Source organism: Amycolatopsis sp. NPDC005232, assembly GCF_040607795.1.
Classification (GTDB): domain Bacteria; phylum Actinomycetota; class Actinomycetes; order Mycobacteriales; family Pseudonocardiaceae; genus Amycolatopsis.
Genome location: NZ_JBEXHL010000048.1, coordinates 25,515 through 48,676 on the forward strand (window position 1 = coordinate 25,515; position 23,162 = coordinate 48,676).

Annotated in this window: 29 protein-coding genes; 23 read left to right on the forward strand and 6 right to left on the reverse strand. The window is 69.2% G+C overall.

The features are described from left to right. The first annotated feature begins 38 nt into the window (after positions 1 to 38). From ABZU76_RS46695 to ABZU76_RS46735, 9 genes are all read left to right on the forward strand, one after another. Positions 39 to 293: an ATP F0F1 synthase subunit C gene (locus ABZU76_RS46695; protein WP_304504310.1), complete on the forward strand. Its 255-nt coding sequence runs from the start codon at positions 39 to 41 to the stop codon at positions 291 to 293. A 35-nt stretch (positions 294 to 328) separates the two neighbouring features. Continuing rightward, positions 329 to 886 (forward strand): F0F1 ATP synthase subunit B, encoded by a 558-nt coding sequence (locus ABZU76_RS46700; RefSeq protein ID WP_220243816.1) that lies wholly within the window; start codon positions 329 to 331, stop codon positions 884 to 886. A 6-nt stretch (positions 887 to 892) separates the two neighbouring features. After that, complete coding sequence (locus ABZU76_RS46705) at positions 893 to 1,717, forward strand: F0F1 ATP synthase subunit delta (RefSeq protein WP_354883426.1); 825 nt, start codon at positions 893 to 895, stop codon at positions 1,715 to 1,717. A gap of 62 nt (positions 1,718 to 1,779) precedes the next feature. After that, positions 1,780 to 3,417 (forward strand): F0F1 ATP synthase subunit alpha, encoded by a 1,638-nt coding sequence (gene atpA / locus ABZU76_RS46710; protein WP_354883429.1) that lies wholly within the window; start codon positions 1,780 to 1,782, stop codon positions 3,415 to 3,417. 11 nt (positions 3,418 to 3,428) lie between these two features. After that, positions 3,429 to 4,364, forward strand: a complete 936-nt coding sequence (locus ABZU76_RS46715) for a F0F1 ATP synthase subunit gamma (RefSeq protein WP_354883431.1) — start codon at positions 3,429 to 3,431, stop codon at positions 4,362 to 4,364. Next, positions 4,364 to 5,791 (forward strand): F0F1 ATP synthase subunit beta, encoded by a 1,428-nt coding sequence (gene atpD / locus ABZU76_RS46720; protein WP_354883434.1) that lies wholly within the window; start codon positions 4,364 to 4,366, stop codon positions 5,789 to 5,791. The genes ABZU76_RS46715 and atpD overlap by 1 nt, the downstream gene beginning before the upstream one ends. Positions 5,792 to 5,905: 114 nt before the next feature. Continuing rightward, on the forward strand, positions 5,906 to 6,271 hold the full coding sequence (locus tag ABZU76_RS46725; RefSeq protein WP_220243811.1) for a F0F1 ATP synthase subunit epsilon: 366 nt from the start codon (positions 5,906 to 5,908) through the stop codon (positions 6,269 to 6,271). 25 nt (positions 6,272 to 6,296) lie between these two features. Further along, the gene (locus ABZU76_RS46730) at positions 6,297 to 6,731 is read left to right on the forward strand and encodes a DUF2550 domain-containing protein (protein WP_220243810.1); all 435 of its coding nucleotides are present in this window, start codon (positions 6,297 to 6,299) and stop codon (positions 6,729 to 6,731) included. A 20-nt stretch (positions 6,732 to 6,751) separates the two neighbouring features. After that, complete coding sequence (locus ABZU76_RS46735) at positions 6,752 to 6,913, forward strand: hypothetical protein (protein WP_354883438.1); 162 nt, start codon at positions 6,752 to 6,754, stop codon at positions 6,911 to 6,913. A 4-nt stretch (positions 6,914 to 6,917) separates the two neighbouring features. On the opposite strand, the gene ABZU76_RS46740 is transcribed toward ABZU76_RS46735, so the two are convergent. Continuing rightward, positions 6,918 to 7,484 carry a cob(I)yrinic acid a,c-diamide adenosyltransferase gene (locus ABZU76_RS46740; protein WP_354883441.1) on the reverse strand — a complete coding sequence of 189 codons (567 nt, stop codon included), beginning with the start codon at positions 7,482 to 7,484 and terminating at the stop codon, positions 6,918 to 6,920. A gap of 61 nt (positions 7,485 to 7,545) precedes the next feature. Between ABZU76_RS46740 and murA the strand changes: the two genes are divergently transcribed. Continuing rightward, a complete protein-coding gene (murA, locus tag ABZU76_RS46745) occupies positions 7,546 to 8,820 on the forward strand; it encodes a UDP-N-acetylglucosamine 1-carboxyvinyltransferase (RefSeq protein ID WP_354883444.1) in 1,275 nt (424 codons plus the stop codon). Here murA and ABZU76_RS46750 read toward each other — a convergent pair whose 3' ends face one another. Beyond that, the gene (locus ABZU76_RS46750) at positions 8,821 to 9,423 is read right to left on the reverse strand and encodes a TetR/AcrR family transcriptional regulator (protein ID WP_354883447.1); all 603 of its coding nucleotides are present in this window, start codon (positions 9,421 to 9,423) and stop codon (positions 8,821 to 8,823) included. A 91-nt stretch (positions 9,424 to 9,514) separates the two neighbouring features. Between ABZU76_RS46750 and ABZU76_RS46755 the strand changes: the two genes are divergently transcribed. Then, positions 9,515 to 10,732: an alpha/beta fold hydrolase gene (locus ABZU76_RS46755; protein WP_354883450.1), complete on the forward strand. Its 1,218-nt coding sequence runs from the start codon at positions 9,515 to 9,517 to the stop codon at positions 10,730 to 10,732. Here ABZU76_RS46755 and ABZU76_RS46760 read toward each other — a convergent pair. Both ABZU76_RS46760 and ABZU76_RS46765 read right to left on the reverse strand, forming a co-directional pair. Then, positions 10,729 to 11,355 carry a LysE family translocator gene (locus ABZU76_RS46760; RefSeq protein ID WP_354883453.1) on the reverse strand — a complete coding sequence of 209 codons (627 nt, stop codon included), beginning with the start codon at positions 11,353 to 11,355 and terminating at the stop codon, positions 10,729 to 10,731. The genes ABZU76_RS46755 and ABZU76_RS46760 overlap by 4 nt on opposite strands. Before the next feature lie 20 nt (positions 11,356 to 11,375). Continuing rightward, on the reverse strand, positions 11,376 to 12,002 hold the full coding sequence (locus tag ABZU76_RS46765; protein ID WP_354883456.1) for a LysE family translocator: 627 nt from the start codon (positions 12,000 to 12,002) through the stop codon (positions 11,376 to 11,378). A 121-nt stretch (positions 12,003 to 12,123) separates the two neighbouring features. On the opposite strand from ABZU76_RS46765, the gene ABZU76_RS46770 reads away from it, so the two are divergent. The 6 genes from ABZU76_RS46770 (at position 12,124) to ehuA (ending at position 16,173) form a co-directional block, all read left to right on the forward strand. Then, complete coding sequence (locus ABZU76_RS46770) at positions 12,124 to 12,687, forward strand: hypothetical protein (RefSeq protein ID WP_354883459.1); 564 nt, start codon at positions 12,124 to 12,126, stop codon at positions 12,685 to 12,687. 15 nt (positions 12,688 to 12,702) lie between these two features. Further along, on the forward strand, positions 12,703 to 12,993 hold the full coding sequence (locus ABZU76_RS46775) for a DUF6191 domain-containing protein (protein WP_354883461.1): 291 nt from the start codon (positions 12,703 to 12,705) through the stop codon (positions 12,991 to 12,993). 137 nt (positions 12,994 to 13,130) lie between these two features. Further along, positions 13,131 to 14,024: an ectoine/hydroxyectoine ABC transporter substrate-binding protein EhuB gene (gene ehuB / locus ABZU76_RS46780; RefSeq protein ID WP_354883464.1), complete on the forward strand. Its 894-nt coding sequence runs from the start codon at positions 13,131 to 13,133 to the stop codon at positions 14,022 to 14,024. Positions 14,025 to 14,037: 13 nt separating this feature from the next. Continuing rightward, positions 14,038 to 14,748 carry an ectoine/hydroxyectoine ABC transporter permease subunit EhuC gene (ehuC, locus tag ABZU76_RS46785; RefSeq protein WP_354883465.1) on the forward strand — a complete coding sequence of 237 codons (711 nt, stop codon included), beginning with the start codon at positions 14,038 to 14,040 and terminating at the stop codon, positions 14,746 to 14,748. Further along, positions 14,745 to 15,401, forward strand: a complete 657-nt coding sequence (gene ehuD, locus ABZU76_RS46790) for an ectoine/hydroxyectoine ABC transporter permease subunit EhuD (protein ID WP_354883468.1) — start codon at positions 14,745 to 14,747, stop codon at positions 15,399 to 15,401. The genes ehuC and ehuD overlap by 4 nt, the downstream gene beginning before the upstream one ends. 7 nt (positions 15,402 to 15,408) lie before the next feature. Next, positions 15,409 to 16,173 carry an ectoine/hydroxyectoine ABC transporter ATP-binding protein EhuA gene (gene ehuA / locus ABZU76_RS46795; RefSeq protein WP_220247071.1) on the forward strand — a complete coding sequence of 255 codons (765 nt, stop codon included), beginning with the start codon at positions 15,409 to 15,411 and terminating at the stop codon, positions 16,171 to 16,173. Here the strand turns inward: ehuA and ABZU76_RS46800 are convergent. Then, on the reverse strand, positions 16,170 to 16,712 hold the full coding sequence (locus tag ABZU76_RS46800; protein WP_354883471.1) for a cysteine hydrolase family protein: 543 nt from the start codon (positions 16,710 to 16,712) through the stop codon (positions 16,170 to 16,172). The genes ehuA and ABZU76_RS46800 overlap by 4 nt on opposite strands. Positions 16,713 to 16,784: 72 nt before the next feature. Between ABZU76_RS46800 and ABZU76_RS46805 the strand changes: the two genes are divergently transcribed. Both ABZU76_RS46805 and ABZU76_RS46810 read left to right on the forward strand, forming a co-directional pair. Then, a complete protein-coding gene (locus ABZU76_RS46805; RefSeq protein ID WP_354883474.1) occupies positions 16,785 to 17,783 on the forward strand; it encodes a helix-turn-helix domain-containing protein in 999 nt (332 codons plus the stop codon). Then, a complete protein-coding gene (locus ABZU76_RS46810) occupies positions 17,756 to 18,529 on the forward strand; it encodes an enoyl-CoA hydratase-related protein (protein ID WP_354883477.1) in 774 nt (257 codons plus the stop codon). The genes ABZU76_RS46805 and ABZU76_RS46810 overlap by 28 nt, the downstream gene beginning before the upstream one ends. Before the next feature lie 16 nt (positions 18,530 to 18,545). Here the strand turns inward: ABZU76_RS46810 and ABZU76_RS46815 are convergent, their stop codons facing one another. Continuing rightward, on the reverse strand, positions 18,546 to 19,085 hold the full coding sequence (locus ABZU76_RS46815; protein WP_354883480.1) for an NUDIX hydrolase: 540 nt from the start codon (positions 19,083 to 19,085) through the stop codon (positions 18,546 to 18,548). 37 nt (positions 19,086 to 19,122) lie between these two features. Between ABZU76_RS46815 and nucS the strand changes: the two genes are divergently transcribed. The 4 genes from nucS to ABZU76_RS46835 all read left to right on the forward strand — a co-directional run bounded on the left by nucS (position 19,123) and on the right by ABZU76_RS46835 (position 23,096). Continuing rightward, positions 19,123 to 19,782 (forward strand): endonuclease NucS, encoded by a 660-nt coding sequence (nucS, locus tag ABZU76_RS46820; RefSeq protein WP_220243791.1) that lies wholly within the window; start codon positions 19,123 to 19,125, stop codon positions 19,780 to 19,782. Between the two features lie 275 nt (positions 19,783 to 20,057). Further along, complete coding sequence (locus tag ABZU76_RS46825) at positions 20,058 to 21,758, forward strand: sodium:solute symporter family protein (protein WP_354883483.1); 1,701 nt, start codon at positions 20,058 to 20,060, stop codon at positions 21,756 to 21,758. A gap of 13 nt (positions 21,759 to 21,771) precedes the next feature. Continuing rightward, positions 21,772 to 22,068 (forward strand): hypothetical protein, encoded by a 297-nt coding sequence (locus ABZU76_RS46830; protein WP_354883486.1) that lies wholly within the window; start codon positions 21,772 to 21,774, stop codon positions 22,066 to 22,068. Between the two features lie 47 nt (positions 22,069 to 22,115). After that, on the forward strand, positions 22,116 to 23,096 hold the full coding sequence (locus ABZU76_RS46835) for a hypothetical protein (protein ID WP_354883489.1): 981 nt from the start codon (positions 22,116 to 22,118) through the stop codon (positions 23,094 to 23,096). Positions 23,097 to 23,162: the final 66 nt, after the last annotated feature.

Here is a 23,162-nt window from a genome sequence, read left to right on the forward strand (position 1 = left end):
CCGCGCGAGTGCGCGGACCGAAGTGAAGGGAAACGCAAGTGAGCGCCAACATCGTTCTCGCCCAGGCCGCCGACGCCGCGACCAACATCAACCCCGGCCTCGCCGCCATCGGCTACGGCCTGGGCGCGATCGGCCCGGGTATCGGCATCGGCCTGATCTTCGCCGCGGTCATCAACGGCACCGCGCGTCAGCCGGAGGCCCAGGGCAAGCTGCAGGGCATCGGCTTCTCGACCTTCGTGCTCACCGAGGTGCTCGCCCTGATCGGTATCGTCATCTTCTTCATCGCCTCCTGAGCGAACCGCTCATCTCTCATCACTAAGGAGACGTCGTGCTGAAGAGTGACTTGGTGTTGGCGGCCGAAGAGCACACCAACCCGATCATTCCGGACATCCCGGAGCTGATCCTCGGCATCGTCGCCTTCCTGATCCTGCTGTTCATCCTGAAGAAGTACGTCGTCCCGCGTTTCGAGACTGCGTACGAGGAACGGGCGCAGAAGATCGAAGGCGGCATCGAGAAGGCCGAGAAGGCCCAGGCCGAGGCCGAAAACGCGCTGGCCGAGTACAAGGCCCAGCTGGCTGAGGCCCGGTCCGAGGCCGCGAAGATTCGCGACGACGCCCGGCTCGAAGCCGAGCAGATCAAGGCGGAGCTGCGGGCCGAGGCCGAGTCCGAGTCCCAGCGGATCGTCGCGCAGGGGCAGGCCCAGCTGCAGGCCCAGCGGGCGCAGATCATCGCCGAGCTGCGGGCCGACATGGGCCGCAACGCGGTGGAGTTGGCGAGCCGCATTGTCGGCGAGTCGCTCGAAGACGAGGCGCGCCGCCGCGGCACCGTCGACCGGTTCCTGACGGAGCTCGAGACCGCGTCGGCCACCAATGGAGCGGGGAAGTAACCAGAGATGACGCTGCATGCTGCGAGCCGTGAAGCGCTCGACCTCGCCGAGACCCGTCTCGGCGAGGTTCTGGCCGACGCGGGTACCGACCCCGCGACGGCCGGGGACGAGCTGCTCTCGGTCGTCGACCTCCTTGACCGCGAAATCGGCCTGCGCCGGTCGGTCAGCGACGCTTCGGCCAGCCCGGAGAGCCGCCAGGGCCTCGTCCGCCGGCTGTTCGACGGAAAGCTGAGCGAACCGGCCCTGAAGGTGCTCGACGCCGTGGCGGGCAGCCGCTGGTCAAGCCCTCGTGAGCTGGTGGACGGGATCGAGTCCCTCGGCCGCTCGGCGCTGCTCACCTCCGCCGAGAAGACCGGGAACGTCGAGACCGTCGAGTCCCAGCTGTTCCAGGTCGCACGGATCGTCTCGGGCTCCTCGGAGCTCGAGGCCGCGCTGTCCGACCTGGCCGCTCCCGCCGACGCCAAGCGGACCCTGGTCCGCGGGCTGTTCGCGGACAAGGTCGACGTGGTCACCGAGACCCTCGTCGAGCAGGTCGTGCGCCGCGCCAAGGGGCGCGGGGTCGGCAACGGGCTCGACAAGCTGGTCGCGCTGGCCGCGGAACGGCGTGAGCGTTCGGTCGCATACGTGACCAGCGCCAACGCTCTCACCGACGAGCAGCAGGCCCAGCTCGGGTCGAAGCTCAACGGCATCTACGGGCGGCCCCTCGCGCTGCACGTCGAGGTGGACCCCCGGCTGGGCGGCGGGCTCGTCGTCCGCGTCGGCGACGAGGTCATCGACGGCAGCACGGCCGGCCAGCTGGCGGCGGTGCGCCGCAGGCTGAGCCGCGCCTGACGGGTGCGCCCGCACCACAGACTTTGCACACTGGACAGAACAGAAGCGAGAGCGGGAACGAAATGGCGGAGCTGACGATCTCCTCGGACGAGATCCGCAGTGCGATCGAGAACTACGTCTCGAGTTACGCCCCGGATGTGAACCGGGAAGAGGTCGGCGTGGTCGCCGACGCCGGTGACGGTATCGCCCACGTCGAGGGCCTCCCCTCGGCCATGGCCAACGAGCTGCTCGAGTTCCCGGGCGGCGTCCTCGGTGTGGCGCTGAACCTGGACGCCCGTTCGATCGGTGCGGCCATCCTCGGCGACTTCGAGACGATCGAAGAGGGCCAGCAGGTCAAGCGGACCGGTCAGGTCCTGTCCGTGCCGGTCGGCGACGGCTACCTCGGCCGGGTCGTCGACCCGCTGGGCGCGGCCATCGACGGGCTCGGCGAGATCGAGACCACGACCCGGCGTCCGCTGGAGCTCAAGGCCGCCTCGGTGGTCGAGCGCCAGCCGGTGTCCGAGCCGCTGCAGACCGGCATCACCGCCATCGACGCGATGACGCCGATCGGCCGTGGCCAGCGCCAGCTGATCATCGGTGACCGCAAGACGGGCAAGACCGCCGTCGCCGTGGACACGATCATCAACCAGAAGGCCAACTGGGAGACCGGCGACCCGAAGAAGCAGGTCCGCTGCATCTACGTCGCGATCGGCCAGAAGGGCTCCACGATCGCGTCGGTCAAGAAGTCGCTCGAGGACGCGGGCGCGATGGAGTACACGACCATCGTCGCCGCCCCGGCTTCCGACTCGGCCGGCTTCAAGTGGATCGCCCCCTACACCGGCTCGGCCATCGGCCAGCACTGGATGTACGAGGGCAAGCACGTTCTGATCGTGTTCGACGACCTGACCAAGCAGGCCGACGCCTACCGCGCGATCTCGCTGCTGCTGCGCCGCCCGCCGGGCCGCGAGGCGTTCCCCGGCGACGTCTTCTACTTGCACTCCCGTCTCCTCGAGCGGTGCGCCAAGCTGTCGGACGAGCTGGGTGCCGGCTCGCTGACCGGCCTGCCGATCATCGAGACGAAGGCCAACGACGTGTCGGCCTACATCCCGACGAACGTCATCTCGATCACCGACGGTCAGTGCTTCTTCCAGTCGGACCTGTTCAACGCCGGCCAGCGCCCGGCCATCGACGTGGGCATCTCGGTGTCCCGCGTGGGTGGTGCCGCGCAGGTCAAGGCGATGAAGTCGGTCTCCGGCTCGCTCCGCATCGACCTGTCGCAGTACCGCGAGCTGGAGTCGTTCGCCGCCTTCGCCTCGGACCTCGACGACGCGTCGAAGGCGCAGCTCGAGCGTGGCGCGCGCCTGTACGAGGTGCTCAAGCAGCCGCAGTACTCGCCGATCCCGGTCGAGGAGCAGGTCTGCACGGTGTGGCTGGGCACCAACGGCCACTACGACTCGGTCCCGACCGAGGACGTGCGCCGCTTCAACCACGAGTTCCTCGACTCGGCCCGCCGCAAGCACACCGAGGTCCTCGGCGCGATCCGCGACAGCGGCAAGTTCGAGGACGCCACGCGCGACGCGCTCGTGAACGCGGTGAACGAGTTCAAGAAGGAGTTCACGACCTCCGAGGGCAAGCCCCTCGAGTCGACCGCCGACGCGATGGACGCCGACAAGGTCGGGCAGGAGACCGTCAAGGTCAACAAGCCCGCCCCGAAGAAGTGAGCTGATAGCTCATGGCCGCTCAACTCCGGGAACTTCGGTCGCGCATCAAGGCGACCAAGTCGATCGGCAAGATCACGAAGGCGATGGAGCTCATCGCCACCGCGCGTATCACCAAGGCGCGTGCGAAGGTCGCCGCTTCCCGGCCGTACGCGGACGAGATCACCAAGGTGCTCTCGGCGCTGGCCGGTGCGGCGGCGAACCTCGACCACCCGCTCCTGGTCGAGCGCCCCAACCCGAAGCGGGCCGCGGTCCTCGTCGTCACCAGCGACAAGGGCCAGTGCGGTGGGTACAACACCAACGTGCTGAAGGCGACCGAGGAACTCCTCGCCCTGCTCCGTGAGGAGGGCAAGGAGCCCGAGGTCTACGTCACCGGCAACAAGGGCCTGAACTACTACCGGTTCCGGGGCCGCGAGGTCGTCGACAGCTGGACGGGCTTCTCCGACCAGCCGGCGTACACCGACGCGGCCGCGGCGGCGGAGACGCTGGTGGAGTCGTTCCTCTCCGGCACCGACGCGGGTGCGCCCGGCGCGCTCGCCGGGGTCGACGAGATCCACGTCGTCTACACCGAGTTCGTCTCGATGCTGACGCAGCGCCCGATCGCCAAGCGGGTCGCCCCGCTCGAGGTCGAGTACACCGAGGGTGAGGAGCAGAAGCCCGCGGGCGAGCTGCTCCCCAGCTACGAGTTCGAGCCGAGCGCCGACAAGCTGCTGGGTGCGCTGCTGCCGAAGTACATCAACACGCGCCTGTACTCGGCGCTGCTGGAGTCGGCGGCGTCCGAACTGGCAGCCCGCCGCACCGCGATGAAGGCCGCGTCGGACAATGCGAACGACCTGGTGGGCAACCTGACGCGGGAAATGAACCAGGCCCGCCAGGCGCAGATCACCCAGGAGATCTCCGAAATCGTCGGTGGCGCGAACGCGCTCACCGCAGCAGGAAGTGATGATTGATGACCAGTACTGAAACCCCGCGCGCCAAGGGGCGCATCGTGTCGGTGACCGGTCCGGTCGTCGACGTCGAGTTCCCGCGTGGTTACGTTCCCGACCAGTACAACGCGCTCAAGGTCGAGATCGAGTTCGAGCAGCTGCGCAAGACCGTGACCCTCGAGGTCGCCAGCCACCTCGGTGACAACCTCGTCCGCACGATTTCGCTGCAGCCGCAGGACGGTCTCGTCCGCGGTGCCGAGGTCACCGACACCGGCGGCCCCATCACCGTGCCGGTGGGCGACAAGGTCAAGGGCCACGTCTACAACGCCCTCGGCGAGTGCCTCGACGAGCCCGGCTACGGCGACGACCTCGAGCGCTGGGGCATCCACCGCAACCCGCCGCCCTTCGACCAGCTCGAGGGCAAGACGGAGATGCTGGAGACCGGCCTCAAGGTCGTCGACCTGCTCACCCCGTACGTGCAGGGTGGCAAGATCGGCCTGTTCGGCGGTGCCGGCGTGGGCAAGACGGTGCTCATCAAGGAGATGATCACCCGCGTCGCCCGGAACTTCGGTGGCACCTCGGTGTTCGCCGGCGTCGGCGAGCGCACCCGTGAGGGCAACGACCTCTTCCTGGAGATGTCCGAGGACGGCGTCATCAACGACACCGCCCTCGTGTTCGGCCAGATGGACGAGCCGCCGGGCACGCGTATGCGCGTCGCCCTGTCCGCGCTGACGATGGCGGAGTACTTCCGCGACGTGCAGAACCAGGACGTGCTGCTGTTCATCGACAACATCTTCCGGTTCACCCAGGCCGGTTCCGAGGTTTCGACCCTGCTGGGCCGCATGCCTTCGGCCGTGGGTTACCAGCCGACCCTGGCCGACGAGATGGGTCAGCTGCAGGAGCGGATCACCTCGACCCGAGGCCGGTCGATCACCTCGATGCAGGCGATCTACGTCCCCGCGGACGACTACACCGACCCGGCCCCGGCCGCGACGTTCGCCCACCTGGACGCCACCACCGAGCTGTCGCGTGGTGTCTTCCAGAAGGGCATCTTCCCGGCGGTGGACCCGCTGGCGTCGACGTCGACGATCCTCGACCCGGCCATCGTCGGTGAGGACCACTACCGCGTGGCTTCCGAGGTCATCCGGATCCTGCAGAAGTACAAGGAACTGCAGGACATCATCGCGATCCTCGGTATGGACGAGCTCTCGGAAGAGGACAAGCTCACCGTTCAGCGCGCGCGCCGCATCGAGCGGTTCCTGTCGCAGAACATGCTGGTCGCCGAGGCGTTCACGCAGATCCCGGGCTCGACCGTGCCGCTGGCGGAGACGATCGAGTCGTTCGACCGCATCGCGAAGGGCGACTTCGACCACTACCCGGAGCAGGCGTTCCTGGGTATCGGTGGCCTCGAAGACCTCGAGAAGAAGTACAAGGAAATCACCAAGAAGTGATTCTCTGAGCGCGGCGGGGGCTGGGTCCACTGTGGACACCCGCCCCCGCCGTTCTCGTAACCGAAGCCGGACCTATTACACTCGGTGGTGACACCCCGAGCGAAGGAGTGCTACGTGGCTGAGATGTCCGTGGAGCTGGTGGCCGTGGAGCGCCGGCTCTGGTCGGGTACCGCCACCTTCGTGGTGGCGCAGACCACCGAGGGCGAGATCGGCATCATGCCCGGCCACGAGCCGGTGCTGGGCCAGCTCGTCGAGGGTGGCGTGGTGAAGGTGAACACGACTGGCGGCGAGATCCTCACGGCCGCCGTGCACGGTGGGTTCCTGTCGGTGACCGCCACCGGGGTGAGCGTGCTCGCCGAGAGCGCCGAGCTCTCCGACGAGATCGACATCGACGCGGCCAAGGCGGCCCTGACTGCGGACGACGAGGCGGAGCGCACGAGGGCAACGGCCCAGCTCCGCGCGGCCGGTCAGACAGTCTGATCGAGCGACGAGCAGGAGCCGGGCCGTGAAGATCGCCATCGTGGTGCTGGGGCTCCTGATCGTGCTCGCCGTGCTGGCGGCCTGGTACGGCCAGCGGTGGATCCGGATGCGCCGCGGCGGTGGCGTGAGCGTCGCGCTGCGGTGGCGTCCGGACAACCCGCGCGCCAGCTGGCACCTCGGGCTCGGGCGCTACGAGGGCGACGAGTTCGTCTGGTACCGCGTCTGGAGCCTCCGGTCCGGCCCGGACCGTGTGTTCCAGCGCGAGAGCATGCAGATCGCCGACCGGCGGGACCCGTCCGGTACAGAGGCGTACGCGGTGCCTGAAGGTTCCACTGTCCTGCGGTGTGAGTCGCCCACGCAGGAAGCGATCGAGATCGCGATGGGGCCCGGTGCGCTCACCGGGTTCCTGTCCTGGCTGGAGTCGGCTCCGCCGGGACGAATGCTGCCGCACGCGTCCTGAACTGCGGTTATCCTGGGACCATGGATGCCCGGGAGCAGGCCGAGCGCAAGCGCCGGTGGGCCGAGCTGCCCGAGCCCGTGCGGCTCGAGGACATGACCACGGCCCAGGACGTCGAGCCCGGGGCCGATTCGACGTGGGACGTCGACTACGAGCGGTACTGGACCGCCCGGGAGATGCGCTGACCCGCTAGCCGCCCGGCTTCCACAGTACGTCGCCGTCCGGGTTGGCGAGCCGGCCGAGGATGAACAGCAGGTCGGACAGCCGGTTGAGGTATTTCACGGCGATCGGGTTCGTCGTGTCGGGCTCCGCCTCCACGAGCGCCCACGCCGAACGCTCCGCGCGCCGCGTGACCGTGCGCGCCTGGTGCAGGTAAGCCGCGCCCGGCGTGCCGCCCGGCAGGATGAACGACGTGAGCTTCGGCAGCCGCTCGTTGAACTCGTCGCACCAGCCCTCCACGCGCTCGACGTACGCCTCGGTGATGCGCAGGGGCTCGTACGGGGGATTTTCCTGGATCGGCAGGCACAGGTCGGCGCCGACGTCGAACAGGTCGTTCTGCACGCGCCTCAGCACGCCGGCGATCTCGTCGCTCAGGGAACCCATCGCGACGGCCAGCCCGATGACGGAGTTGGCCTCGTCGGTGTCGGCGTAGGCGCCCAGGCGGGGCGAGGTTTTGGGGATCCGCGAGCCGTCGCCGAGCGCTGTGGTGCCGCTGTCGCCGACCTTCGTGTAGACGCGGTTGATGCGAACGACCATGCCTTCGACTCTACCGGCCCCGCGTGTGCCGAAACTGGGCGAGAGGGCATGATTGGCGGCCATGAGCGAGCACTTCGACGTGCACGGCGGGGCACGGCTGGTCGGCGAGGTCGACGTGGTCGGAGCCAAGAACAGCGTGCTGAAGCTGATGGCCGCGGCCCTGCTGGCCGAGGGCACCACCACCATCACGAACTGCCCGCAGATCCTCGACGTGCCCCTGATGGGCGACGTTCTGCGCAGCGTCGGCTGCGAGGTCGAGATCAACGGCGACACGGCGCGCATCACCACGCCCGCCGAGCTGTCGCACCGCGCGGACTCGGCGGCGATGGGCAAGCTGCGTGCGTCCGTCTGCGTGCTCGGGCCGCTGGTAGGGCGGCTCAAGAAGGCCGTGGTCGCGCTGCCCGGCGGTGACGCGATCGGCTCGCGGCCGCTGGACATGCACCAGAACGGCCTGCGCAAGCTCGGCGCCACGAGCACGATCGAGCACGGCTGCGTGGTCGCCAACGCCGAGTCCCTCGTCGGCGCCCAGGTCTGGCTCGACTTCCCGAGCGTCGGCGCCACCGAGAACATCCTGATGGCCGCGGTGCTGGCCGAGGGCACGACCGTGATCGACAACGCGGCGCGTGAGCCCGAGATCGCCGACATCTGCACGATGCTCATCGAGATGGGCGCGAAGATCGAGGGCGCCGGCACGTCGACGCTGACCGTGCACGGCGTGGAGCAGCTGCGCCCGACCGAGCACCGCGTGATCGGCGACCGGATCGTCGGCGCCACCTGGGCCTTCGCCGCGGCGATGACCCGCGGCGACCTGACCGTGCGCGGCGTCAACCCGCACCACCTCGACCTGGTGCTGGACAAGCTGCGGCTCGCGGGCGCCGACGTGACCACGTTCGACGAGAAGGGCTTCCGCGTTGTGCAGCCCGAGCGCCCGAAGGCGGTCGACTGGGTGACGCTGCCCTACCCCGGCTTCGCCACGGACCTGCAGCCGTTCGCGGTCGCGCTGTCGGCCGTGTCCGAGGGCACGTCGATGATCACGGAGAACGTCTACGAGGCCCGGTTCCGCTTCATCGAAGAGATGATGCGGCTCTCCGGCGACGCCCGCACCGACGGCCACCACGCCGTGGTCCGCGGGGTCGAGCAGCTCTCCAGCGCGCCGGTCTGGGCCTCCGACATCCGCGCCGGCGCCGGCCTCGTGCTCGCCGGCCTGTGCGCCGAGGGCGTCACCGAAGTCTGGGATGTCTTCCACATCGACCGCGGTTACCCGCACTTCGTCGAGAACCTCAACCGCCTCGGAGCGCGCATCGAGCGTGTGGCGGGGGAGCCCGAGCGCGCGTAGTCAGTCCACGGGGCGGGCGTCGAGTGCGCGGAGCACGTGCTCGACGACCCGGTCCAGAAATTCGGGGCCCGGGGGCTCCCGGCGTACCACCAGACGCCAGTAGATCGGCGCCGCGAGCAGGTCGAGCCCCAGCTCCACGTCCACGTCGGCCGGGAGTTCCCCGCGCTTGACGGCGCGTTCGAACAGCGGCCGTGCGGCGTCGCGGCGAGGGACGCCGATGCGAGTGCGCAGGTCGTCGGCCGGCTCCGGGTCGCGGGCGCCCTGAGCGATGAGGTCCGGCAGGATCCGGGCGAACCGCGGGTGCGTGAGCCAGTCGTACACCGCCTGCACCGATTCGCGCAGGTCACCGCGCAGTGTGCCCGTGTCGGGTTCCGGCGCGCGGCTCACGCTGAACTCCGAAACCACCGCCGAGATCATCTCGTGCTTCGAGCGCCACCGGCGGTACAGCGCGCTCTTGCCGACGCCCGCGCGCTTGGCCACGGCCTCCATCGACAGCCGGCCGTAACCCACTTCCGCGAGCTCGTCGAGTACCGCTTCCGTGATCGCCTGCGTGACGTCGGGCTGCAGCACAGCCGCCCCGGTGGGCGCGCGGCGAGTTGTCATGATCGCATCCTAGCGGGTGGACGAGACGGTACCGTTCCATGTAATTTTACGTCGGGACGGCACCGTATCGTCCGTTCAGGAGGAGGGCCCGATGAAGCAGCTGCTGTTCGAGGACGACCCCCAGTTCTGGTTCGAGACGCTCCGCGTGTTCGGCCACGCGAGTTACGGCGGTTCGGACTTCGGCGAGGTCGTCGTCACCGCCTCGCGCATCAAGCCCGGCGACTACGACAGCTGGCACGACGAGTGGCTCGCCGCGGCCGAGCGCCTGGCGGCCGAAGCCGACGGGGTGGCCGCCGCGCACCCGATCAGCGCCCGTGACGCGTACCTGCGCGCGTCCACCTACTACCGCTCGGCGGAGTTCTTCCTGCACGGCAATCCCGCCGACCCGCGCATCGCCTACGCCTACGACCGCAGCGTCGAGTGCTTCCACCGCGCGATCGAGGGGTTCACGGGCGTCGAGCGTGTCGAGATTCCGTATGAAGGACACGTGCTGCGCGGCTACTTCTACCGCGCGCCCGGCACTGGCCGTCGCCCGATTCTGGTGGCGCACAACGGTTTCGACGGCAGCGCGGAGGAGGTGCACTTCTTCGGCGCGGCCGGGGGACAGGAGCGCGGATACCACGTGCTGGCGTTCGACGGCCCCGGCCAGCCGAGCGCGATCCACCGCGACGGGCTCGTCTTCCGGCCCGACTGGGAGCACGGCGTGGGCCCGGTGCTCGACTTCGTACTCGCCGACCCGGGCGTCGACCCGGAGAAGGTCGCGCTGCTGGGACTCAGTCTCGGCGGCATGCTCGCGCCCCGCGCCGCGGCTTTCGACGAGCGCATCAAGGCGGTCGTCGCCGTGGACGGGGTGTTCGACGCCGGCTCGGCGGTCACGGCTTTCCTGCCGTGGGACCGCGCGGAGATCGAGCGCCGTGCCAACGCACCGCACGACGAGGAGCTCGACAAGCTGCTGGCCGCCGGCCGCGCCGCGAGCCCCACGCTGCGCTGGGCCACCGACCATGGCCGGTACGTGATGGGCGCGGCGACCGACCGCGAGTTCCTCGCGAAGTACCTGGCCTACACGCTCGACGGCGGTGTGGCCGAGCGGATCAAGTGCCCGGCACTCGTCTGCGAGGCCGCCGACGACCTGTTCTTCAACGGCGACGGCGAAACGCAGCCCGAGCCCCGCCGGCTCTACGAGCGGCTCACCGGCCCGAAGACGCTGCTCTCGTTCACCGCCGAGGAGGGCGCGGACGCCCACTGCCACGTCGGCGCGCAGCGGCTCGCGACGGCCCGCGTCTTCGACTGGCTCGACGAGACGCTCTAGGCCTCCAGTGCCAGCCCCACGCCGAAGCCGATGAGGACCGTGCCGGTCACGCTGTCGAGGGTGCGGCGCACACGGCGGCGCTCGAGCCAGCCGCGGACGCGGTGCACGAGCAGGAGCAGCAGGATCTGCCAGACCGCACCCACGGCGGCGACGGTGTAGGCGAGCAGCAGGGCGTCGCCGGTGGTGGTGACTCCGGGCGTGAGGAACTGCGGCAGCACCGAGAGGTAGAGGACCAGCACCTTCGGGTTGGTCACGTTGGAGAGGAACCCCTCGCGCCAGCGGCGGAACGCGCTCTGGCGGGCGCGTTTCGCCTCGGCGAGCGACTGGTAGTCACCACGCCACGCGCTGCGCAGCGCCTGGAAACCGAGGTAGCAGAGGTAGGCGACACCGAGCCACTTCACGGTTTCGAAGATCGGGCGCGAGCTCGTGATCACGGCCCCGAGGCCGAGCGCGGCGAGGGTGCCCTGCAGGAAGTTGGCCACGGCGATCCCGGCACACGCCCACGCGCCACCGCGGGCACCGCCCGACAGCGCGTTCTTGAGGACCACCATGCTGTCCGGCCCGGGCGCCACGGCGAGCACCACCATCATGGCGAGGAACCCGCCGTACACACCCCACGTCATGCGGCGAACGTTAACCCGGGTCAGGACTCCAGGGCCAGGGCCGCCCCGAAGCCGACGAGCGCGGTGCCGGTCACACCGTCGAGCGCGCGGCGCACCTTGCGCTGCTTGAGCCACGCGCGCACGCGGTGCACGAAGAACAGCAGCACCAGCAGCCACACCGTGCCCAGCACCGCCACGGTGTAGGCGAGCACGAGCGCGTCCCACGTGGTGGTGCGCACGGGGTCGAGGAACTGCGGCAGCACCGACAGGTACAGCACGAGGACCTTCGGGTTCGTCACGTTGGACAGGAACCCTTCGCGCCAGCGGCGGAAGCCGCTCGTGCGCTTGCGCTGGGTCTCCTCGACTTCCGCGTAGTTGCCGCGCCACGCGCCGCGCAGGGCCTGGAACCCGAGGAACACGAGGTACGCCGCGCCGAGCCACTTGAGCGTGATGAACACCGGCTGGGACCGGGCGATGACCACGCCGAGCCCGAGCGCCGCGGCGGTGCCCTGCAACGCGTTGCCGGCGAAGATGCCGGCCGTCGCGAGCAGCCCGCCGCGGGCGCCGCCGGACAGCGCGTTCTTCAGCATCACCATCGTGTCCGGCCCCGGCGCCAGGACGATGAGGACCACGATGACGAGATAACTGCCGTACCCACTCCAAGTCACGTTGGTCCACGGTAATCGCCGCTCACGGCGGAGTCTCGCGGATTTCGGTCACAGCACTTCGCCGCGCGGGACAACCCCGGCGAACCGGACGGCGTGCTCATCCCGGGAGAGGGAGGGCACGATGAATCCGATTGACGACGGCGAGACGGTGTTGTTTCCGATCGAAGAGGGCGAGACGGTGTTGTGGTCCGGCCGGCCGCAGCGCTACCACCGGCGGTTCCGCGACTACTACTGGTGGGTGGTGCTCGCCGTCCTCGCGTTCGGCGGCAGCTTCGTGATCGCTTGGTTCGACGTGCTGAACGCGGCCTTCTACGCGTGGATCATCGTGCTCGCGCTCGTGGCCGGGTTCGCGGTCGAGCGCCCGAAGGAACGCCGCGCGTTGCTCGCCATCACGACCTACTTCGTCACCGACCGCCGGCTCGTGTTCGTCGCCCACGGCGGGTCGGGCTCGGAGTTCCGCTGGGTGCCGCTCGCGGCTCTCCGGGCGCCCCGCGTGCACGACCTCGGCGACGGCCTCGGGACGATCGACTTCCGCCCGACCTGGTGGGAGTGGGTCAAGGACCAGGAGTACCGGCCCCGGCCCGCGTGGCACCCGATGCTGCCGGAACTGGTCGCCGTCCGCGATGCCGCCCAGCTCGCCGACCTGATCGCGCGGAACGCGGCCCGCCCGTCGCACGTTGGGTGAGACGTGCAGGTCATCATGTCGATCGCCTTGCCCGCCGCGACGCTGCTGCTCGTGATCGTGGGCGCGTGGGAAGTGCGGCCGGGCCGCAAGCCGTCGCGGCTGAAGCGGCGGCTGTCGTCGACGTACCTCGACGAGGTCACCTCGTTCCTCTACGGCACCAAGCGCAACGAGCTCGAGCACCGCGACTCCGTGGAGATGACCCTCGACCAGGACGCTCAGGGCGCGCCGCCGCTGGGGATGATCGACCTGGACCGCGGCGTGGCGATCGTGCGTCCGGTGAACCAGGACAAACGGGCCACGGACTGAAAGCTCTCGAACACGCATTGTTCCGGCCGGTCAATTTACGGTAACGGCTGGCGCTTATCGGCTGTGCTCGGCGTGCCTCGTACCCGGTCGACACCTACGTTCGACGCACGGAAATGTGATCGAAACGAGGTGCTGTGATGAAGCACGACGAATGGTCGCGACGGCAGTTGTTCCGGAGATCCGCGCTGGTGGGAGCAGCCGTACTGGGTGGTCCGGTGTTTCTTTCCGCATGTACGTCGACGTCGTCCGGTGACGCGTTGCAGGCGGCTCAGTCCGCCAAGAAGATCAAAATCGGAATCGCGAACGAATCCCCCTACGGATACACCGATCAAAGCGGAAAAGTCACGGGCGAGGCCCCTGAAGTAGCGCGAGTCGTATTCCGGAACTTGGGGATCGACAACGTCGAGGCGAGCGCGGTCTCCTTCGACCAGTTGATCCCGGCGCTCAACGCGAAGCAGTACGACGTGGTGGCGGCGGGCATGAACATCACGGCGGCACGCTGCGGGCAGGCCGCGTTCTCCATCCCGGACTACTCGGCGCTGACCGCGCTGCTCGTGCCGAAGGGCAACCCACAGCAGGTGCTGACGTTCCAGGACATCGCGGCGAAGAAGGTCAAGGTCGCGGTGCTGTCCGCGGCGGTCGAGAAGGGTTACGCGACCAGCGCCGGTGTGTCCGAAGACCAGATCCAGACGCTGGACTCCCAGGACAACATGCTGCGCGCGGTCACCGACGGCCGCGTCTACGCCGCGGCGCTCACCGACATCTCGCTGAAGGACGTGCTGAAGAAGAACCCTGGCGCCGCCGCCGAGGTGACGCCCGGGTTCGACCCGGTCGAAAACGGCGTGCCGGTGATCTCGGCGGGCGGGTTCGTCTTCCGCACGGCCGACAAGCCGCTGGTCGACGCGTTCAACACCGAGCTGAAGAAGCTGCACGACAGTGGGGAGTGGACGAGGATCGTCGCGCCCTTCGGCTTCACGCAGGCGAACCTGCCGAAGCCGGACGTGACGACCGAGAAGCTCTGCGCCGCGTGACGGGCGGCGCGCCGTGTCGAACGTGCCGCACATCATCTCGTCCATCCTCGCCGGGCTGGGCATCACGATCGAGGCCGCGGTCGGCGGGATCCTCGTCACCATCGTCGTCGCGCTGATCGCCGGGCTCGCCCTGCTCTCACCGAGGTGGCCCGTCCGGGCGGTCGCGCGGGTGTACGTCGAGGTTTTCCGCGGAACGTCCGAGGTCGTCCAGCTGTTCTGGCTGTATTTCGTGCTTCCGGTGCTCGTCGGGCTCCAGCTGGTGCCGTTGTTCGCCGGCATCCTGGTCCTTGGCCTGAACCACGGCGCATACGGGGCCGAGGTCGTGCGCGGCGCCGTGCGGTCGGTGCCGAAGGAGCAGTACGAAGGGGCTGTCGCGCTCAACTTCTCGCCGGTGCAGCGGATGGTGCGGGTGCTCCTGCCGCAGGCGTTCGCCGAGATGCTGCCGCCCTTCAACAACCTGTTCATCCAGCTGCTGAAGAGCACCGCGCTGCTGTCCTTCATCTCCGCGGGCGAGATCACCGAACGCGGTGAGCTGTTGCGGCCGGTGTTCGGCGCGGACATCGGCTGGATCTACGGCACCGAGCTGGTGCTCTACCTCCTGCTCGCCATCCTGATCACGACCGGGATGCGGGCGCTGGAGCGGTGGGCGGCACGCCGGCTCGGCCGCGCACCGGTGGCGAGCACGGCCCCGGTGCTCTCGGTCGGGGGCGGAGGTACCGGATGAACTGGGACTGGCAGGCCGCCGCCGACGCGATCCCGTTGCTGCTGAAGGGATTGCTGGTCACGGTCGAGCTCACGCTGCTCGGTTCGGCCGTCGCGTACGCGCTCGGCTTGGTGCTGGCCTTGCTGCGCCGGGCCGGGATCCCGGTGCTTTCGCGCTTGGTGTTGTTCTTCATCGAGTTCATCCGCAGCACGCCGCTGCTGATCCAGGTCTTCGTACTGTATTGGCTCGTTCCGCCGTTGACGGGGATCACGATGTCGGCGTTCGTCACCGGTGTCGTGGCGCTCGGCGTGCACTACGCGACCTACACCGCCGAGGTCTACCGGGCCGGGATCGAAGCCGTCCCGAAAGGACAGTGGGAGGCGGCGGTGGCGCTGAACCTGCCACGGCCGCGGGTGTGGACGGCGGTCGTGCTGCCCCAGGCGATCCCGCGGGTGGTGCCGGCGCTGGGCAACTACACGATCTCGATGTTCAAGGAAACGCCGCTGCTGCTGGCGATCGGCGTGCTGGACGTGCTCAACCGCGCCAAGGAGGTCGGTGCGGAGACCTTCCGCGTCGTCGAGCCCTACACCCTGGCCGGGGTGCTGTTCCTGCTGGTGAGCCTGCCCTCGTCACTGCTGGCCCGACGATTGGAACGCCGTGCCGAACGAGCCTGACACCGCGATGATCCGGTTTTCCGGTGTGGTCAAGAAGTTCGGTGACCACGTCGTGCTCGACGACCTCGGCTTCACCGTGGCGCCGGGGGAGTTCGTCTCGCTGATCGGTCCCAGCGGATCGGGCAAGACGACGATCCTGCGGCTGCTGATGACGTTGGAGAAGGTGGACGGCGGCACGATCGACGTCGGCGGCGAGTGCCTGAGCCACACTCGCCGCGGCGACCGGCTGGTGCCCGCGGACGAGAAGCACCTGCGGCTGATGCGGCGGCACATCGGCATGGTGTTCCAGCAGTTCAACCTGTTCCCCAACATGAACGTGCTGCGCAACATCACCGAAGCGCCGGTGCGTTCGCTCGGGGTGCCGGCGGCCGAGGCCGAGCAGCGGGCGCGTGAGCTGCTCGGCCTGGTCGGGCTCGAGGACAAGGCCGACGCGCATCCGACGCGGCTCTCCGGCGGGCAGCAGCAGCGGGTCGCGATCGCCCGGGCCCTGGCGATGCGGCCCGACGTGCTGCTGCTCGACGAGGTCACCTCGGCGCTGGACCCGGAGCTCGTCGCCGACGTCCTGCGAGTGCTGCGCGACATCGCGACCACCACGGACATCACCATCCTGTGCGTGACGCACGAGATGCAGTTCGCGCGGGACGTTTCGGACCGGGTGATGATGTTCGACCACGGCCGGGTGCTGGAGGAGGCGCCGCCGGAGAAGCTGTTCACCGCTCCTTCGCACGAGCGGACGAAGGAGTTCCTGCGGGCGGTGATCGACCGGCGCTAGCCCAGGATTTCCTTGGTGGACCGCACCGTCGCGAACTGGTTGTGCAGGTTCGCCGCGGTGACGCGGGAAAGCTCGTCGGCCGTCACGGTCGTGCCGTCGAGGGCGGGCAGGTCGAACGTGAAGGTCGCGTCGAGCGCGAAGGTCACGTCGTAGCCGAGGTTGCCGCCCATCCGGGCCGTGGTCTCGCAGCAGAAGTTGGTCTGGATCCCGGCGAGGACGAAGCTCGTGATGCCGTGGGTCTTGAGCCACGCGTCGAGGTCGACGTCGCCGAGGAAGGCCGAGTTCACCTTCTTGCCGAAGACCAGGTCGGGGCGGGCGCCGTCGAGCTCGGGCAGGAAGTCGTTGCCCGGCTGGCCGGGCCGTAGCGGCGAATCGGCGTGCACGGAGTCGTGGTGCACCAGCACCACGGGCAGGCGGCGCTGCTGCCACGCGTCGAGCAGGGCCTTGATGTTGGCCTCCGCGCCGGGGTTGTTGCGCGGGCCCCAGAACTGCTCGTCGGAGAACCCGCGCTGGACGTCGATGAGGATGAGTGCGGTCATACCGGTGAGTCTCGCCGGGCCGCGGGTACCGAGGGGAGTGGCAGAAGGCGCGCGATCCGGTACTTTTCTGCCATGCGGACGATCGGGGTGCTGCTCCTGCCGGGTACGCGCGCGTTCGACCTCGGGGTGATCGCCGAGGTCTGGGCGCAGGACCGCAGCGAGAGCGGCATCGGCCCGTTCACTGTGCGGCTGTGCGGGGCGGGCCGGCGGCGCACCCTGTTGTCCCCGTTCGGAGAGGTCACGCCGACGCACGGGTTGACCGGACTCGACGGTTGCGACCTCGTCCTCGCGCCCGGCCGCGACGATCCGCACGCTCCGGTGCCGCCCGCCGCGTCGGCCGCGCTGCGCCGGGTCCACCGCTCCGGCGCGACCGTGGCGGGCCTGTGCTCCGGCGCGTTCACCCTCGCGGCCGCGGGCCTGCTCGACGGCCGCCCCGCGACCACGCACTGGTGGGACCTCGACGCACTCGCCGTCGCTGCGCCGAGAGCCGAGCTGCAGCGCGACGTCCTCTACACAGAGTGCGACGGCGTGCTCACCTCGGCGGGCGTGGTCGGCGGTCTCGACCTCTGCCTGCACCTCGTGCGCCGCGACCACGGCGCGGACGTCGCGGCGAAACTCGCGCGGCGCCTCGTGATGCCGCCCGCGCGCGAGGGCGGCCAGCGCCAGTACGTCGAGAACCCGTTGCCCGCGGCGCCTGCCCGGCCGGGTCTGTCGTCCACTATGGACTGGGCGTTGGCGCGGCTGGCCGAGGAGATCGGTGTGGCGGACCTGTGCGGCCACGCCGGGATGAGCGAGCGGACGTTCCACCGCGAGTTCGCCGCGGCCACGGGCGTCACGCCGGGGCGGTGGCTGCGCGGGCAACGGGTGCGGCTGGCGCAACGCCTGCTGGAGACCACCGAGCTACCGGTGGAGCGCGTCGCACAGCGGTCGGGGCTCGGCACGGCCGCGAACCTGCGCCGTCGGCTGCGCGCGGAGGTCGGCGTCGGGCCCGATTCGTACCGGCGGACGTTCCGTTCCGCGCCCGGCGGCGTTACGGTCGGGGTATGGCCGAGTACGAGCACATCCTCGTGAAGCGCGACGGTGACACGATCACCATCACGATGAACCGCGCCGCGCGGCGCAACTCGCTGTCCGCCGACCACCTGACCGAGCTGCTCGCGGCGTTCCGCGAAGCCGGCACCACCGACGCGACGGGCATCGTCCTCGCCGGCGCCGGCCCGGTCTTCTCCGCGGGCCACGACTTCGGCGACGTCGCCGCGCGCGACCTCATGGGCGTGCGCGAGCTGCTGACGTTGTGCACCGAGCTGATGCGCACCATGCAATCGCTGCCGCAGATCGTGGTCGCGCGCGTGCACGGCCTGGCGACCGCGGCGGGCTGCCAGCTCGTGGCCTCGTGCGACCTCGCCGTCGCCGCGTCTTCCGCGGGTTTCGCCCTGCCCGGCGGCAAAGGCGGCTGGTTCTGCCACACCCCGGCCGTCCCGGTGGCGCGCTCGATCGGCCGCAAACGCTTGATGGAGCTGGCTCTGACCGGCGACGTCGTCGACGCCGCCACCGCGCTCGACTGGGGTCTGGTCAACTCCGTCGTCCCGGACGAGGAGCTGGACGACGCCATCGCCGCCCTGCTCGCGCGGGCCACGCGCGGCAGCCGTGCGAGCAAGGCCATGGGCAAGCAGACGCTGTACGCCCAGCTCGACCGCCCGGAAGCCGACGCCTACGCCATCGCGTTGGAGGTCATGGCCTCGGCGTCGCAGCTGCCGGGCGCGCGGGAAGGCATGGCGGCGTTCCTGGAGAAGCGCAAGGCCGAGTGGCCGGACTGAGAAGTCCCAGCCGCTTTCAACGACGCTCGTGCAGCAGCAGGAGTGTGTACGCGGCGATCGACTGCGCGTCGGTGATGCCGCCCGTCGAGATCATCTTCTCGACCTCAGAGCGGGTGAACCACGCCGTGGTCATGTCCTGTTCCTCGAGCTCGCGTTCCGGCTCGCCCTCGGTCAGGTCCGTGGCGAGGTAGACGTGGCCGCGCTGGCTCGACATGCCGGGCGCGACTTCCAGCAGCCCGATCTCCGTGACGGTTTCGGCGCGCAGGCCGGTTTCCTCGCGCAGCTCCCGGCACGCGAGCTCGGCAGGCGGCGTTTCGGCGAGGTCGGGAGCCGTCCCCTGGCAGAACTCCCAGCGGCGCTCGCCGACGGGATAACGGAACTGGTCGACCAGGAGCACGCGGTCGCCGTCCATCGGAATGATCAGGGCGTAGGTCGGTTTGTCGACCACACCGTAGATGCCTTCGCTGCCGTCGGTGCGGCGAATGGCGTCCTCCCGCACCGTCATCCAGTTGTTCCGATACACCTCGCGGGTCGCGACACGCTGAATGGGGTCCACTCGCCCAGTATCGCCGAGCCTGTCCTACCCTCGGCGGGTGCGTCTCGTGATCGCTCGCTGCCAGGTCGACTACGCCGGCCGCCTCACCGCCCACCTGCCGATGGCCACGCGCCTGCTCCTCGTCAAGTCGGACGGTTCGGTGTCCGTGCACTCGGACGACCGCGCGTACAAGCCCCTGAACTGGATGAGCCCGCCCTGCTGGCTCATCGAGGACGGCAACCTGTGGATCGTCGAGAACAAGCAGGGCGAGAAGCTCGTGATCTCGCTCGACGAGATCTACCACGACCACGAGCAAGAGCTCGGCGCCGAACCGGGCCTGCAGAAGGACGGCGTGGAGGCGCACCTGCAGGAACTGCTCGCCGAGCACATCAAGACCCTCGGCGACGGCTACACCCTCGTGCGCCGCGAGTTCCCCACCGCGATCGGCCCGGTCGACATCATGGCCCGCGACGCGGATGGCAAGTCCGTCGCCGTGGAGATCAAGCGCCGCGGCGAGATCGACGGCGTCGAGCAGCTCACGCGCTACCTCGAGCTCCTCAACCGCGACCCGCTCCTGGCCCCCGTTCAGGGCGTCTTCGCCGCGCAGATCATCAAGCCCCAGGCCCGCACCCTCGCGGAAGACCGCGGCATCCGCTGCCTGACCCTGGACTACGACGCCCTGCGCGGCATCGAATCGGACGAGTTCCGGCTGTTCTGAGCCGCCGGCGCAACCCTCGACGACCGTCCTGAGTGGACGATGTGGTGCCTTGTGGGCGCATCTGCGCGTTCGTGAGGTACCGGTCACCGGTGCGCGAGCCGTCAAGATCACATTGGCCGAACGCCCGCGTTTCCCCAGCTCATCGCCGTGGCGAGAAGGCGTTTTCCAAGATCGCCCGTGTCGGGGTGCCGCTCCGGAATTCATGCAGTACTGTCCGGATCTAACAGGACGCTGGTGTTTCCTGTGGGAAATTGTTGAATTCGGAGGTGGCTCGCGTGGAGGTCCTTGCCGACGCGAACCTGCGGCTCGACGCGAGTGCGATCGACTACATCGAGCTGGCGTTCTATTTCGTGCTGGTGCTGGGCATCGGCTATCTCGCCCGCAAGCAGGTGTCGAGCAGTCTCGACTTCTTCCTCTCCGGGCGCTCGCTCCCGGCGTGGGTGACCGGCCTGGCGTTCATCTCGGCCAACCTCGGCGCGATCGAGGTCATGGGCATGTCCGCCAACGGCGCCGAGTACGGCCTGCCGACGGCGCACTACTTCTGGATCGGCGCGATCCCCGCGATGCTGTTCCTCGGCGTCGTGATGATGCCGTTCTACTACGGCTCCAAGGTGCGCAGCGTTCCCGAGTTCATGCTCCGGCGCTTCGGCCCCGCCGCCCACTGGGTCAACGGCAGCAGCTTCGCGCTCGCGCAGATCCTCATCGCGGGCGCCAACCTGTACCTGCTGGCCAGCGTCGTCAACCTGCTGCTGGGCTGGCCGATCTGGGTCTCGATCATCATCGCGGCCGTCATCGTGCTCACCTACACCGCGCTCGGTGGCCTCTCCGCGGCCATCTACAACGAGGTGCTGCAGTTCTTCGTCATCCTCGCGGCGCTGATCCCGCTCACGATCGTCGCCCTGTACAAGGTCGGCGGCTGGAACGGCCTCATCGAGAAGGTGACCAACAGCCCGGGCGGCGCCGCGCAGACGCACTCGTGGCCCGGCAACCAGCTGACCGGTTTCGGCAGCAACTTCCTGTCCGTGCTGGGTCTCGTGTTCGGCCTCGGGTTCGTGCTCTCGTTCGGTTACTGGACCACGAACTTCGTCGAGGTCCAGCGCGCGATGGCGTCGAAGAGCATGTCGGCCGCGCGGCGCACGCCGATCATCGGCTCGTTCCCGAAGATGTTCATCCCGTTCCTCGTGATCATCCCGGGCATGGTCGCCGCGGTGACTGTGACCGAGCTGCAGGGCGCGAACAAGCAGGCCCTGCTCGACGGCAAGCCCGCCCCCAGCGGCGCGACGTTCAACGACGCGCTCCTGCTGCTGATGCGTGACGTGCTGCCGAACGGCATCCTCGGCGTCGCGATCGCGGGCCTGCTCGCGTCGTTCATGGCCGGCATGGCGGCGAACCTGAGCTCGTTCAACACCGTGTTCACCTACGACATCTTCCAGACCTACATGGTGAAGAACCGGCCGGACAAGTACTACCTGAACACCGGCCGCGTGGTGACCATGGTCGCGACGGTCCTGGCGATCGGCACGGCGTTCATCGCGTCGACGTACGCGAACCTGATGGACTACCTCCAGACGCTGTTCTCGTTCTTCAACGCGCCGCTGTTCGCCACGTTCATCCTCGGCATGTTCTGGAAGCGGATGAGCAAGGCGGCCGGCTGGTCGGGCCTGGTGTTCGGTACGGCGGCGGCGATCGTGGTGTTCGTGCTCGACAAGACCGACATCTTTTCCCTGCCGGGGCAGGGCGCGAGCTTCGTGGCCGCGATCGCGGCGTTCGTCGTCGACATCGTGGTGAGCGTCGGCGTCACGTACTTGACGCCGCCCAAGCCGGAGTCGGAGCTGGTGGGCCTGGTCTACTCGCTCACGCCGCGCGATTCGCTCAAGCACGAGACCACCGGCGAAGACGCGGGCTGGTACCGCAAGCCGGTGCTGCTGGCCGGTATCGCCGCCGTCCTCACGCTCGTCCTGAACTTCGTCTTCTAGGAGGACGGCCGCCATGGCAACCGAATCCACACCGCAGGCGCGCAAGGCCGGCGCGTTCGACATCCGCCTGATCATCGCCCTGCTGACCGGCGTCTACGGCATCATCCTCACGGTGATGGGTGCCGCGTTCGAGACCGAGGCCGACCGCGTGAAGTCGTCCGGGGTGAACATCAACCTGTGGGCCGGCATCGCCCTGCTGATTTTCACGGCGTTGTTCATCCTGTGGGCGCGACTGCGCCCGATCGTCGTGCTGGACCAGACCGAGCAGCCCGACGAGGACGAGACCACCGAACCGCCGGCAGCCGGATAGGCGGGTTGTCCGGACAGCCGGGGCCGGCTGCCGCTACCGTGCTCCGCGTGGCGCGCGATCTCAAACTCGGCCGGCTGTTTCCCCTGGTGGTGACCGGTGTCCTCCTCCTGACCGCCTGTGGCGGTCCGCAGCTGGGCAAGGAGAACTTCCCCCGCACCACCGTCCCCGCCGCGAGCGGGGACGGTGGCAGCGGGCCGATCACCGACGCCGCGGTCGCGGCAGGGGCACTGCGCCAGGTGCTGCCGTGCCAGTTCCTCGACAACGCGTCGCTCTCGGCGCTGGGCACTCCCGAGGGCGAGCCCACGGCGTCGAGCGTCCGGTTCGACGAGTGCAGCGCCAAAGTGCGCGACGCCGGCGGCAAGGAGCTCTCGGTCGACGTGCAGCTCGGGGCGATCGTGCTGTTCGCCTCCGACAAGACCACGGGCCAGGTCGGCGGCCTGCCGCAGGTCGAGGTGCCCGACACCACCGGCGGTTCGTGCGAGGTCAGTGCGCTCACCTCGCGCGATCCGAGTCTCGGCATCGCGTTCGAGATCGATTACCCGGGTGGCGATCCGTGTCGTGCGGGACGAACCTTGCTCGCTCCCGCCGTGGACAAGGTGCACAACTCCCCGCTGAAATACCCGGACGTCAAGGGATCCGTGCTCACAGCCGACGCGTGCGCGGTGCTCGACCAGTCCGCCGTGGACGCCGTGCTGAAGGGCACGAAGGGCGGGGCGACCGGGCTGCACAGCTGCCAATGGGGCAACAGCCCGAACATCACGGTGATGTTTTTCCCGGCCCTCCCGCCGCTGGAAGGCGACGGCTGGCTGAAGGCCGACGTCGGCGGTGCGAACCAGGCGTACGCCAAAAAGGGCACCGCCGGGACAGACTGCAAGGTCGAGTGGCAGCACCGGCCGTGGCAGGGTGACCACGTGGAAGTCGTCCAGGTGGGATTCACCGACTACGACCTCAAGCCGGGTACCAGCGACCCGTGCGCGACGGCGACGACGCTGGCGAAAAGCGTCGCGGGGAACCTGCCGAGGGCCTGAAGCTTGGCGGTGGGCCGGTGTCGGCGGCTAGGTTGGTGACATCCACCACGCCGATGTGTCGGAGGT